General features: G+C 72.7%; 9 protein-coding genes. 4 read left to right on the top strand and 5 right to left on the bottom strand.

Going from position 1 to position 13,033, the window contains the following annotated elements; translation table 11 throughout:
* The first annotated feature begins 28 nt into the window (after positions 1 to 28).
* Positions 29 to 943 carry a helix-turn-helix transcriptional regulator gene (locus AVL59_RS39625; RefSeq protein WP_067314239.1) on the top strand — a complete coding sequence of 305 codons (915 nt, stop codon included), beginning with the start codon at positions 29 to 31 and terminating at the stop codon, positions 941 to 943.
* Positions 944 to 950: 7 nt separating this feature from the next.
* On the opposite strand, the gene AVL59_RS39620 is transcribed toward AVL59_RS39625, so the two are convergent.
* Positions 951 to 2,405, bottom strand: a complete 1,455-nt coding sequence (locus AVL59_RS39620; RefSeq protein WP_067314237.1) for an MFS transporter — start codon at positions 2,403 to 2,405, stop codon at positions 951 to 953.
* 54 nt (positions 2,406 to 2,459) lie between these two features.
* Complete coding sequence (locus AVL59_RS39615) at positions 2,460 to 3,920, bottom strand: MFS transporter (RefSeq protein WP_099053202.1); 1,461 nt, start codon at positions 3,918 to 3,920, stop codon at positions 2,460 to 2,462.
* Positions 3,921 to 3,975: 55 nt separating this feature from the next.
* Here AVL59_RS39615 and AVL59_RS39610 point away from each other — a divergent pair, with 55 nt between their 5' ends.
* Together AVL59_RS39610 and dusB are read left to right on the top strand one after the other, a co-directional pair.
* Positions 3,976 to 4,875 (top strand): helix-turn-helix transcriptional regulator, encoded by a 900-nt coding sequence (locus AVL59_RS39610; protein ID WP_079147216.1) that lies wholly within the window; start codon positions 3,976 to 3,978, stop codon positions 4,873 to 4,875.
* Between the two features lie 50 nt (positions 4,876 to 4,925).
* Positions 4,926 to 6,059 carry a tRNA dihydrouridine synthase DusB gene (gene dusB, locus AVL59_RS39605; RefSeq protein WP_067314235.1) on the top strand — a complete coding sequence of 378 codons (1,134 nt, stop codon included), beginning with the start codon at positions 4,926 to 4,928 and terminating at the stop codon, positions 6,057 to 6,059.
* Between the two features lie 36 nt (positions 6,060 to 6,095).
* Here dusB and AVL59_RS39600 read toward each other — a convergent pair whose 3' ends face one another.
* The 3 genes from AVL59_RS39600 to AVL59_RS39590 all read right to left on the bottom strand — a co-directional run bounded on the left by AVL59_RS39600 (position 6,096) and on the right by AVL59_RS39590 (position 11,654).
* Positions 6,096 to 7,712, bottom strand: a complete 1,617-nt coding sequence (locus AVL59_RS39600) for an alkaline phosphatase family protein (RefSeq protein WP_067318297.1) — start codon at positions 7,710 to 7,712, stop codon at positions 6,096 to 6,098.
* A 577-nt stretch (positions 7,713 to 8,289) separates the two neighbouring features.
* Positions 8,290 to 10,227: an amylo-alpha-1,6-glucosidase gene (locus tag AVL59_RS39595; RefSeq protein WP_067314232.1), complete on the bottom strand. Its 1,938-nt coding sequence runs from the start codon at positions 10,225 to 10,227 to the stop codon at positions 8,290 to 8,292.
* The gene (locus AVL59_RS39590) at positions 10,224 to 11,654 is read right to left on the bottom strand and encodes an MGH1-like glycoside hydrolase domain-containing protein (RefSeq protein ID WP_067314230.1); all 1,431 of its coding nucleotides are present in this window, start codon (positions 11,652 to 11,654) and stop codon (positions 10,224 to 10,226) included. The genes AVL59_RS39595 and AVL59_RS39590 overlap by 4 nt, the downstream gene beginning before the upstream one ends.
* A 120-nt stretch (positions 11,655 to 11,774) precedes the next feature.
* Between AVL59_RS39590 and AVL59_RS39585 the strand changes: the two genes are divergently transcribed.
* Positions 11,775 to 12,995: an ROK family transcriptional regulator gene (locus AVL59_RS39585; protein WP_208870526.1), complete on the top strand. Its 1,221-nt coding sequence runs from the start codon at positions 11,775 to 11,777 to the stop codon at positions 12,993 to 12,995.
* The last annotated feature ends 38 nt before the right edge of the window (positions 12,996 to 13,033 follow it).

Below are 13,033 nucleotides of genomic sequence, written 5' to 3'. Positions count from 1 at the left end.
AGTCTGCGCCCGGCCTCACCCTGGAGACATGACGACGACGGCCCAGACGACGACCCAGGAGGCCGCCGCGCCGGCGATGCGGGGCTCGGAGATCCGCCGGCACGAGCTGGCCGCCTTTCTGCGCAGCCGGCGCGAGCGGATCACCCCCGAGCAGGTGGGGCTGCCGCGCGGCGTACGGCGCCGCACGCCCGGCCTGCGCAGGGAGGAGGTCGCCCAGCTGTCCGCGGTGGGCGTCACCTGGTACACCTGGCTCGAACAGGCCCGCAACATCCAGGTCTCGGTGCAGGTCCTCGACGCCCTCGCCCGCACCCTGATGCTGGACGGCACCGAGCGCGCCCATCTCTTCCAGCTGGCCGGGGCCACCGACCCGACGCCGGCCACGAGGTGCCCGTCGATCACGCCCGCCCTGCGGGCCTTGCTGGAGCAGGTAGAGCCGTTCCCGGCCTGTGTGCAGAACAGCAAGTACGACATCCTCGCCTACAACCGCACCTACGCGCTGCTCCTGTGCGACCTGGACGAGGTGCCCGCGGAGGACCGCAACTGCCTGATCCTCTCGTACACGCACGAGCAGTGGCGCTCCTCGATCGTGCACCTGGAGGAGACCCACCGCCTCATGGCCGCACGCTTCCGCGCCTCGATGGCCGGTCATCTCGCCGAGCCCGGCTGGAAGATGCTCCTCAAGCGGCTGCGCACGCAGTCCCCGGAGTTCCGCGACATCTGGGACCGCCACGAGGTCGTGGGCGCCAGCACCCGGCGCAAGGAGTTCCGCAACCGCTACGTCGGCCGCGTCACCGTGGACCACACCGACCTGTGGCTGACCCCGGACCCGGGCCCGCGCATGGTGACGTACACACCGGCGGACGAGGAGTCGAGGGAGCGTCTGGAGAAGCTGCACGACATCGCCCTGAGGGGCGCGGGGAACTGCGCGACCAGCCACGAATGACCCGCGGTCAACGACGAGCCCCGGCCTCCACGGCGGCCTCCTTGACCTCGGCCGACTCCAACTGCTCAGCCGTCCGCTCGGCAGTCCCGCGCGCCCACCGCCCGCTGCTCACCAGCCCGAGGACGAGCACGGCCACCCCGCACGCCGTGAGGATCCACCATCCGGGCCGGGCGGCCGAGACGAACGCGTCCTTGTACGGTGACGAGCCGATCCCGGACGCGAGTACGGATCCCACGATCGCCACGCCCAGCGTCTGCCCCAGCTGTCTGCTCGTGGAGGCGACGGCGGCCGCGACCCCGGCCTGAGCCCTCGGCATGCCCGAGACCGCCGTATTGGTGATCGGCGCGTTCACGAACCCGAAGCCGACACCGAACAGCACGTAACCGAGGAACAGCGTGACGTCGGACGTCTCGGCCCCGAACGCCGCGAACAGCACCGCGCTCGCCGTCATCGCGCACCCGGCGACCAGCAACGGCACGCGCGGCCCCCGGCTTCCCACCAGCCGCCCGGACAGCGGCGCGCACAGGAACGTGGGCGCGGCCAGCGGCAGCATCCACAGGCCCGCGTGCCGGGCGTCGAGACCGCGCACGTTCTGCAGGTACAGCGTGGACAGGAACAGGAACCCGCCCAGCGCCGCGAACGCGCTGACCGCTATCACGGTCGCCCCGCTGAACGGTGCGGACCGGAAGAAGCGCAGGTCGATGAGGGGTTCGTCGCGCCGGGGCTCGTACCAGAGCAACCCCAGCAGAGCGGCGCACGCCACCACGCCGAAGGGGAGGACCGCCTGGAACCCCGAGTCCGGCGCCTCGATGATCGCGTACGTCAGCGAGCCGAACAGGGCGATCACCAGCAGCTGGCCGACCGGGTCGGGGCGGCGCGCCCGGGGAGCGCGGGACTCGGGGACGAACCGCAGGGTGAGCAGCAGGGCCGCCGCGCCGACCGGGAGGTTGAGCCAGAAGATCGAACGCCAGCCGACCGACTCCACCAGCAGGCCGCCGACCAGCGGGCCGGCCGCCATGGAGATGCCGACCACCGCACCCCAGGCGCCGATCGCGCGGGCGCGCTCGCGCGCGTCGGTGAAGGTGTTGGTGATGATCGACATGGCGACCGGGTTGAGCATCGAGCCGCCGACCGCCTGGACCATGCGGAACACGATCAGCAGATCGAGGCTGGGCGCGAGCGAGCACAGCAGCGAGCCGATCGAGAAGACGATCAGACCCGCCATGAAGACCCGCTTGCGGCCGACGCGGTCGGCCGTGGAGCCCGCCAGCATCAGCAGCGAGGCCAGCACCAGCGTGTATGCGTCGATGGTCCATTGCAGGCCGGAGGTGGTGGCGTGCAGGTCGCGCTGCATCGAGGGCAGCGCGACGTTCAGCACGGTGTTGTCGAGGCTCACGATCAGCAGGCTCATGCAGCAGATCGCGAGCACGAGCAGGCGTCGGCGGTGGCTCAGCTCGGGCATGTCAGCAGCGTACGCCGACTTCAATAGTGTGTCTAACTAATGACCGCTACATGGTCACGGCATTCGAAAACCGAGCACCCCGAGCCCCGCCAGCCCCGCCGCCTGCAACGCCAGCACCACCGCGAGGGCCTCCCGCATGCCGAGGCCGGGAATCAGGGACAGGAACAGCGAGCCGAGTGTGGCCACGCCGACGGCCAGGCAGGACTGCTGGAGCGTGGCCGCGAGACCGCTGCCCGTGCCCGCCAGCCGCGCCGGGACCGCGGCCAGCAGGTTCCGGAAGTACAGGGGCAGCTCCAGGCCCTGGCCCACACCGCACAGGGCGAGACCCGGAGCCAGGGCGAGCGGGCTCAGATGCGGCCACGGGCCGAGCAGTACGGTCGCCGTCACCGTCGCCAGGCCCGCGATGTGCACCACCGCGGCCGGCACCACCGCCCGCCCGCCGAGCCGTCGTACGGCATACGGCGCCAGCATCGACGCGGCGAACTGCGCCACCCCCATCGGCACCAGCGTCAGCCCTGCCGTCAACGCGCCGTAGCCCAGGCCCTGTTGCAGGGTGACCGCGCTCACGAACATCCAGCCCGCGAAACCGATGAACACCGGCAGGCCGAGGAGCAGGCCGCGCCGGACACCGGGGTCGGCCAGCAGGGACGGCGGCAGGAGCGGGCCGCCGCCGGTCCGCTCGCCGTGCCGTTCCACCGCGTGGAAGGCGTACGCGAGCAGCGGGGCCGCGCACAGCAGCAGCACCGACCACAGCGGCCAGCCCGCCGCCCGGCCCTCGGTCAGCGGCAGCAGCAGGGCCGTCAGCGTCGCCGCCAGCAGGGCCGTACCGGCCAGGTCGCCGCGGGCGGGCCGCTCGGCCCGGCTGTCCGGCACCGACCGCATCGCGAGGCCGAAGGCCGCCACCGCGACCGGCACGTTCACCAGGAACACCGCGCGCCAGCCGGTGCCCGCGGGATCGGCGGCGACCAGGACGCCGCCCAGCACCTGCCCGAGCACCACGGACACCCCGCCGACCGAGCCGTACAGGGCCACCGCACGGGAGCGCCGTTCGCCGTTCGTCGTGGCGTGGATGGTGGCCAGCACCTGGGGCAGCAGCGCCGCCGACGCGGCACCCTGCGCCACCCGCGCGCCCACCAGCCACCAGGCGTCGGGCGCGAGCCCGCAGGCCAGCGAGGTCAGCCCGAAACCGGTCACGCCCCACAGGAACAGCCGCCGCCGGCCGTAGGTGTCGCCGAGCCGCCCGCCGAGCACGAGGAGCACGGCGTACGCGACCGCGTAACCGGCCACGACCATCTCCAGGGTCGCCGCGGGAGCGTGCAGATCGCGCTCGATCGTCGGCAGGGCCACGTTGACGATGAAGAAGTCGATCATCGGCAGTGCCGTGCCGAGCATGAGGGTGAGCAGGCCCAGGGGAGTGAGGGAGCGGGGTGGGGCAGCGGTCGGGACACAAGTCGTTGTCGTGGTCACGCTGTCGACCCTGCGGGAGCCCCCAGCCGGGTACCAGTCGGTGCTCATCCAGGTATCGGCACCAACTGGAACCGGGCTACGGGCGGACGGCACCCTTGGTGTCATGACCATCGCAGCGCCGGAACAGCCGAGGGAGCAGGACGAGGAGCGGCACGGGGGCCGGCCGGGGGAGCGGCACATCCGCCGGCGCGAGCTGGCCGCGTTTCTGCGCAGCCGCCGCGAGCGCGTCACCCCCGAGCAGGTCGGCCTGCCGCGCGGCCCCCGCCGCCGTACGCCCGGCCTGCGCCGGGAGGAGGTCGCGCACCTCTCCGCGGTCGGCGTCACCTGGTACACCTGGATCGAGCAGGCCCGCGCCACCCATGTCTCCGCCCAGGTGCTGGACGCGGTCGCCCGTACCCTGCTGATGGACCCGACCGAGCGCGCCCATCTCTTCGCGCTCGCCGGGACCGCCGACCCGCGCACCGAGGCCGAGTGCACCCTCGCCCCGAAGTCCGCGCTGAAGATCGTCGAGCGTCTTGCGCCCTACCCGGCCACCCTGCAGAACGCCCGCTACGACATCCTCGCCGCCAACCGTCCCTTCGCCCAGGTCTTCGGCGACCCCGCCGAGCTGCACCCGGCCGAGCGCAACTGTCTGTGGCTGCTGACCACCAGCGAGCGCTGGATGCGGGACTGCCTCGACCGGGACGAGATGCTGCGGGACCTGATCGCCAAGTACCGGGCGGGCATGGCCGAGCACATGGCCGAGCCCGCCTGGAAGGAGCGGCTGAACGGGCTGCTGGAGGTCTCCGAGGAGTTCCGCGGGCTGTGGGAGCGGCACGAGGTCGCGCCGACGACCCCGCACGTCAAGCGCTACCTCCACCCCGTGGTCGGCCTGATCCGTCTGGAGCACCGCAACATGTGGCTGGCCCCGCAGGCACCGGCCCACCGGGTGGTCGCCTACGTCCCCGCCGACGAGGACAGCGAGGAGCGCCTGGAGCGGCTGGCGGAGCTGTCCCACGGGTGAGGGACAATGGATCCTTGTCTGCTGTCGTACATCCGTCCCGGAGCCCTCTGATGACCCACCCGCTCTCCATCGGCCCGCACGCCGTCGCTCCGCCCGTCGTGCTCGCACCCATGGCGGGGATCACCAACGCGCCCTTCCGCACCCTGTGCCGGGAGTTCAGCGGCGGCAAGGGGCTGTTCGTCAGCGAGATGATCACGACCCGGGCGCTGGTCGAGCGCAACGAGAAGACCATGCAGCTGATCCACTTCGACGCGACCGAGAAGCCGCGCTCGATCCAGCTGTACGGCGTCGACCCGGCGACCGTCGGCAAGGCCGTCCGCATGATCGCGGAGGAGGACCTCGCCGACCACATCGACCTGAACTTCGGCTGCCCGGTCCCCAAGGTCACACGCAAGGGCGGCGGCTCGGCCCTCCCCTACAAGCGCAACCTGCTGCGCGCGATCCTGCGCGAGGCGGTCTCCGGCGCCGGCGACCTCCCGGTGACGATGAAGATGCGCAAGGGCATCGACGACGACCACATCACCTACCTGGATGCCGGCCGCATCGCCGTCGAGGAGGGGGTCACGGCGATCGCGCTGCACGGCCGCACGGCCGCACAGCACTACGGTGGCACGGCCGACTGGGACGCCATCGCCCGCCTCAAGGAGCACGTGCCGGAGATCCCCGTGCTCGGCAACGGCGACATCTGGTCGGCCGAGGACGCGCTGCGGATGGTGCGGGAGACCGGCTGCGACGGGGTCGTCGTGGGCCGCGGCTGCCTGGGGCGGCCGTGGCTGTTCGCGGATCTGGTGGCGGCTTTCGAGGGGCGTACGCAGGACATCGCGCGGCCGGCTCTTCGTGAGGTGGCCGACGTCATGGTCCGGCACGCGACGCTGCTCGGCGAATGGATCGGCGACGAGTCGCGGGGCGTCATCGACTTCCGCAAGCACGTGGCCTGGTACCTGAAGGGCTTCGCGGTCGGCTCCGAGATGCGGGGGCGGCTCGCGATCACCTCCTCGCTGGAGGAGCTGCGGGCCGGCCTGGACGAGCTGGACCTCGACCAGCCCTGGCCCACCGGCGCCGACGGGCCGCGCGGCCGTACGTCCGGCAACAACCGGGTGGTGCTGCCGGACGGCTGGCTGAAGGACCCGTACGACTGCGCGGGCCTCGGCGAGGACGCGGAGCTCGACACGTCGGGCGGCTGACCGCCCCCGGGGCTCCGCCCCGGGCCCCGGGGCGGGTCAGCCCTTCTTCGGGTGTGGGGTCGAGCCGTACGCCGTCAGGAAGCGGTCGCGGAAGGCGCTCATCTTCCAGACCGGGGCGTTGTGGGCAGGACGCAGACCGTCCGTCCACCCCCACCCGTCGATCTTGTCGAGGACCTTCGGGTCCTTCGCGACGATCGAGATCGGCACGTCACGGCTGGCGTGGTTGCCGCTGACCCGGGCGATCGGCTGGTGGTCGCCGAGGAAGACGAGCACGGTGTCCTTGCTGCCGTAGCGCTCCAGCCACTGGGTCAGCGCGGTCACCGAGTACTGGATCGACTTGCCGTACTCCTGGCGGGACTTGGTGGTGTCGGCGATGACGTCGGCCGGCTGGTTGCCCGCCGCCTGGATGCCCTTGAAGACCGAGCCGTCACCGAGCTGGTCCCAGCCGACCATCTTCGGGATCGGTGCCCACGGCTGGTGGCTGGAGGTCAGGATGAGCAGCGACATCCGCGCCTTGCCGTCGGCGGGCTTCTTGCTGTGCACCCGGTCCTGGTACTGCTGCAGCGCGTACTGGTCCGGCATGGTCGACCAGCTGAACTTCGGGCCCTTGTAGCCGAGCTGGAAGGCGTTGTAGACCTTGTCGAGGCCGTACCACTTCTGCTCCGGCCACCCCTTCTGCACGCCCGGCATCACGCCGACCGTGTCGAACGCGCCGGTCTTCTTGAACGCGTCCGTCAGGCTCATGTGGTCGCTGGCCATGACGGTGCGGTAACGCTGCTGGTTGCTGATCCACAGGCCCGACATGGTGGTGGAGTGGCCGAGCCAGCTGCTGCCGCCGTAGGTCGCCGAGGTCAGCCAGCCGCTCTTGGCGTGGAAACCCGCCTTCGCCAGTGCCTGGGTGCGCTCGTCCAGGGTCTTGTCGACGCCGGGCGCCATGATCGGGTCCTCGACGGCACTGCGGCCGTAGCTCTCGATGAACGTGAAGACCATGTCCTTGCCGCGCAGAGCGGGGACCAGCTGACTGCCCGGGGTGTTCCCGAACGCGTCCACCTTGGCCACCTTCTGGAACTCCGCCTCGTCCCGCAGGGTGTTGCGCGCCTGCCGCACCTGCCACCTCAGCGCGGTGGCGGCCCGGTCGGAGGCGATCGGCACGCCGGATATCTGCAGGCCGAGGGAGGAGCAGGTGATCCAGACGACCCCGGCGATCAGGGTGCCCCGGGTCGCGGTGGCGGTGTGCCGGGCGAGCACATTGCTCAGCCGGACCGTCGACAGGGCCAGCAGCACGAACACCAGCAGGACGAGGGCGATGACAGCGGCCGTGACGGCGAGGGTGGTCGTACGGCCCAGTGAGTCCTCCAGATACGACTGCGCGTCGCCGAGCAGGCTCCAGTCGAGGACGGGGTTGAAGCCTCGGCCGAGGTACTGGTTGAAGCCCATGTCGAGCAGGTTCAGCACGGTCAGCGCGGCCAGCGCGACCCCGGACACGGCGGCCAGCACGATCCGCGGCCGGCGCGGCAGCGCGAGAATCACCGCGGCCCCGATGACCGCCTCCCCCGGTATCCGCACGAACTTCGCGGGCCCGAGCCCGACCACGGAGTTCGGCAGCACGAGCGCGGCGACGACAAGAACGGCGGCGAGCACGGTCAGGGTCACGGAGAAGGCCTGCGAGAGCTCCGGGTGCGCTTCCCGCCAACGCCGGCTCCACGCGGACCAGCCGGTCCAAGTGCGCCGGGCGGGGCGGGGAGTGGCGGGAGCCGGGGCTTCTTGGGGGGTGGCTTCTTCGGCGGGTTCCGCGGGGGCTTCGGCCGTCGCGGCGGCGGGTTCCTCGGGGGCGGCGCTCTTCTCGGCGGCGGGCTCCTCGCCGGTGGATTCCCCGCGGACGGCCTTCTCGGTGGTCTCCTTCTCGGTGGTCTCCTCCTCGGCCTCCGGGGTCGCCGTCTCCTCCTCGTCCCGTTCGTCGAGGACAGCCTCGGCGCCCCCGGCCGTACCCGGTGACTGGCTCGTGCTCGTGTGCTGAGGCAACCCGGAGGTCCTTCCGTGCGAGACCCGTGACAGAGGCGGCGGGCCATGCTGGGGAGGCAAGGACGGACCCGCACCCGGACCCGCCCGGCCCGCCATCATCTCCTACGGCCGCACCGTCACCCCTGTTCACAGCACTGGGCAAACACCCGGCAAATGCCTCGCCAACCCTTCTTTTGAACATGCGGCGCGCTACGGCCCGCACAGAGCGCTACGCCCCGCCGACTGCCGTCAGCAACGCGAGCGGCGCCGCCGCCGAGCGGGACTCGCGCACGCACGCGTGCGGATAGGGCACCGGCTCCGGATGCGTGCCGCGGCCGTACCCCGCCAGCACCTCCGGCAGCCGATGGCCCGCCGCCGTCGCCGCGTCGACCAGGGCGTGCGCCACCGTACGAGCCTCGTCGTGCAGGCCGTAGCGGGCCAGGCCGAGCGTGATCAGCGCGTTGTCATGGGGCCAGACCGAGCCCCGGTGGTACGACAACGGGTGATACGCCGACTGACCGGAGGCAAGCGTGCGTACTCCCCAGCCGGAGAAGAAGTCCGGTTCAAGGAGGCGCCGGCCGACAACTTCCCCGTACTCCTTGTCCAGCAGCCCCGACCACAGCAGATGCCCGGCATCGGAGGCCAGCGCGTCGACCTGGCGGCCCTCCCCGTCCAGGGCGAGCGCCGGGAAGGAGCGCCCCTCCATCCAGAAGTCCCGCTGGAAGCGGTCCCGCAGGTCGGCCGCCGCCTGTTCCAGCAGGGCGGCGTACGTCTCGTCGGCCCACGCCGTGCGCGCCAGCCACGCCGTGCGGCGCAGCGCGTCGTACGCGTAGCCCTGGGCGCCCGCCGCCATCACCGCGCCGGTGGGCCGGGTGCCGTCGGACCAGCAGATGGCGCCGGGGGAGTCCTTCCAGTTCTGGTTGGCGAGGCCGCCCTCGTCGGCGCGGTAGACCAGATAGCCGCGCGAGGTCAGCCCGCCGTGGTCCAGCATCCAGCCGATTGCCGCGCGGGCGTGCGGTTCCAGACGGCGGGCGAGGCCGGCGTCGGCGCTCTGCTCGACGTACGCGCCGAGCAGGATCAGGAACAGCGGGGTCGCGTCGACCGAGCCGTAGTACCGCCGGAACGGCACCTGGCCGAAGTGCGCCAGCTCGCCGTGGCGCACCTCGTGCACGATCTTGCCGGGCTGGGCGACGGAGGACACCCCGGCCCGCGTCGCCTGGGTCGCGGCCAGCGCGGGGAGCGTGGCCGCGGCCAGCTGAGGCCGGTACGGCAGCGCGAACAGGGCGGTGAGCAGGGCGTCCCGGCCCAGCAGGGTGAGGAACCAGGGGGCGCCGGCGGCCGGTACGCGCAGTTCCTCGCCGTCCGGTCCGGTCGCCGCCACCTGCAGCGCGGCCAGGTCGGCCAGGCCCCGGGCGCAGGCCGCCGCCAGCTCGGGCCAGCCGGTCGGGAAGGCCACGCCCTCCACGAAACCGCCCTCCAGCGCGAGGAGCTGCTCGTTCACCGAGGCGGGCGAGCGCGGTACGCGCAGGGCGCGTTTGTCGCCGTGCGGGCGGGCCATCACGCGCAGCACAAGCTCGGTCGTGCCGTGGGGTTCCAGGTCCAGGGTCCACACCAGGCGGCGGGCGCCGGTGCCGGTCTCCTCGACGGCCTCCGGGGCGGGGTCGGCCGTGATGGTCGTGCAGGAGCGCCACTCCGCGCGCCGGTAGGCGAACTCGATGCCGTCGTCCATGACCTGGCGAGAGCGCACGGCGCCCGCCTTGACGTAGGTGCGGTGGTCGGAGCGGAGTTCGAACTGGTCGGTGAAGTCGGCGTCGGCGGTGATGGCGAGGCGGAGGGTGGTGGGCACCGGGCGGTTGCTGGTCACCCGCACGGACTCGACGAACGAGCTGTCGCCGACGGCCTGTTCCCTGAAGAGGGTGTGGGCGGGCGGCTCCTGCCGGCCGCCGCGCGGCACCAGCACACAGCGGGCCGCGTCGCCGTCCGCGACCGGGGTGAGCACCTCGGGCACCGCGCCGTCGACGGTGAGCTGCCAGCGGCTGAGATGCCGGGCGTCGCGGACGAATAACCCGTCCGGGGAGCTGCCCCGCCGCACCCCGCTGATGTCGCCCCGGTCGCCCACGGCGGCGAAGGTCGCCCCGTGCACGAGCAGATGATGCCGGTCTGTCATCCCCGGTCCCCTCCCTTGTCACTCGTGTCGAACGCGCCCGCGGTCGTGGGGGACACGGTGTCTCCGGGGCGCTCATGAAGCAGATCCAGCGCGAGCGCGGCCGTCCAGCCGAAGCCGGTCGCGCCGCACGCCTCGCCGGTGTACGGGTCGACGTACTCGGCGAAATCGGTGGCCGCGGCGAGGCTCAGCACCGCCTCGCGCAGCGCGTCGGCCCGCTCTCGCTCACCGTGCGCGCGCAGCCCCCGCTCCACCAGCCAGCTCGTGTTGAACCAGGCGGGGCCCCGCCAGTACCGGTGCGGGTCGAAGGCCTCGCCGAGGAGGTCGTAGCTCGGGACCAGCGCCGTGGTGTCGCCCAGCCCGAAGTGCGGGCCGCACAGCGTGCCGACGAGGGCGGCGGCGATCTCCCGGGGCAGCCCCGGCAGCAGCAACGGGACCAGGCCGGAGACACTCCGCTCGGGGACGAGGGCGCCGCCGCGCAGATCCCGGCACAGGAACATCCCGCTCGCCGCGTCCCACAGCCGCTCCACCAGGGCCGCCGTCAGCCGCTCGGCGCGCGCGTGGCGGGCGGTACCGGGCGCGCCCAGCTCCGTGGCGATCCGCGCCAGCGCGTGCTCGGACGCGATCAGCAGCGCGTTGAACGCCGGGTCCTCGACGGCGAACTCCCCCTCCCCGTCGGCATACCCACGGTCGCGATAGTCCGTGGCCAGCCGCACGTACCGCCCGTAGTCCAGGTCCGTCGGCCGGTCCTCGGGGGCGCCGTGGTCGAGGTCGGCGCGGCGGAAGGAGCGGGCCGGGGCCGGGGTGACACGGGAGAGCGGGGCGTCCCAGCAGGGGCTGTTGTCCATACCCTGTTCCCAGGGGTGCACGACGGACACCAGACCGCCGCCGCCCAGGTCCCGGCGGTGCAGCAGATACCGGTGCCAGGCGGCGAGCCGCGGGTACACCCCGGAGAGGAAGCCGCGGGCCCGCGACAGCCCGGGGTCGGCGCGGTGCACCAGCCAGGTGGCCAGCGCGTGCACCGGTGGCTGCACGATGCCGGACGTCTGCACGGTGCGCGGGGCGCCCGCGGCGCGCCCCGCGGTCGAGGAGCGCCAGAAGTCGGGGCTCGGGAAGTACGCGTCGAGCGGTACGGAAGGGCTGAAGACGATGTGCGGGACGCGCCCGTCGCCCCACTGGGCCGCCAGCAGCGTCTCCAGCTCCGTCTGCGCGCGCAGCGGCGAGAGGTGCCTGAGGCCGATCGCGACGAACGCCGAGTCCCAGGACCACTGGTGCGGATACAGACTCCGGGAGGGGACCGTCGAGTTGCCCGTCCAGTTGGCGTCGAGCACCTGTGCGGCCCTGACGTGCAGCGACGACGCCGATGCCGGCGGATCGTATGCGATCTCCCGTTCCGGGAGGGAGGCGGTGAGCTGGGCAGTGCGATCCACTCGGGGCTCCCCGAAGACGTTCGGCCGGCCGGGTTTGGCTGTGGCTACCGTAGGGTTACGTCTATTTAACACGCAAAACCCAATATGTAATGCAAGCTTGAGAAACACAAGGGGGTGCGCATGACGGGACGGCGCGGCAGGGCCGGACGGAGCGGAAGCCAGACGAGCGCGGGCGATCTGCTCGAACTCGTGCGCAGCGGGCGAGCCGTCACGCGCGGCGCGCTCCAGCAGGCCACCGGGCTGTCCCGGGCCACCGTCGGACAGCGCCTGGACCGGCTGTTCCGGGCGGGCTGGCTGCGCGAGGGCGCCGGCGGCCCGGTCGACTCCCCGCTCGGCGGCCGCCCCTCCATCACCCTGGAGTTCGACGACTCCCACGCCGTGGTCCTCGCCGCCGACCTGGAGACCCGGCACGCCCGGGCGGCCGTCCTGACCCTGACCGGCGAGCTCCTCGCCGAGCACTCGGGGACCCTCGCCATCCAGGACGGACCGGAGGCGGTCCTTGGGGAACTCGGCCACTGGTTCGCCGAGTTGCTGGAGAAGGCCGGGCATCGGGCGCAGGAGGTCTGCGGGATCGGGCTCGCGGTGCCGGGCCCGGTCGACAGCGCGACGGGCCGGGTGGTCCAGCCGCCGATCATGCCGGGCTGGGACGGCTACGACATACGAGGCCGCCTCGCCCGCGCCTTCACCGAGCACACGGGCGCCCCCGCGGTCCCGGTCCTGGTGGACAACGACGCCAACCTCATGGCCTACGGCGAACAGCGCACCGCATTCCCGGACTGCTCGGCCTTCGTGCTGGTCAAGGTGTCCACGGGCATCGGCGCCGGGGTCGTGGTCGACGGCTCGATCTACCGGGGCGTCGACGGCGGCGCGGGCGACATCGGGCACATCCGGGTGGGCGCCAAGGCGCTGTGCCGGTGCGGGTCGTACGGCTGTCTCGCCGCCGTCGCCAGCGGTGGCGCCGTGGCCCGGCGGCTGGTGGAGGCCGGGGTGCCTGCCGCCTCCGGCTCGGACGTACGGGACCTGCTCGCCGCCGGGCACCCGGAGGCGGCCGCGCTGGCCCGGGAGGCCGGGCGCACGGTCGGCGACGTGCTGGCGACGGTCGTGACCCTGCTCAACCCCGGCGTGCTGATGATCGCGGGCGATCTGGCCGGAACGCCCTTCCTCACCGGCGTCCGGGAACTGCTCTACCAACGGGCGCTGCCCCGCTCGACGGCCCACCTGGAGGTCGTGACCTCGCGGCTGGGGGAGCGGGCGGGGCTGATCGGTGCGGGCGCGCTGGTCGTGGAGCACCTGTACGCACCGGAGCGGGTGGAGGAACGGCTCCTCGCGCTGGGCGTGTGACGTAGGTGTTTCTCCGTCCCGGAGCGGGTCCGCATGGT

This window comes from Streptomyces griseochromogenes (genome assembly GCF_001542625.1).
GTDB lineage: Bacteria > Actinomycetota > Actinomycetes > Streptomycetales > Streptomycetaceae > Streptomyces > Streptomyces griseochromogenes.
This window is presented reverse-complemented; position numbering and strand designations above follow the sequence as displayed.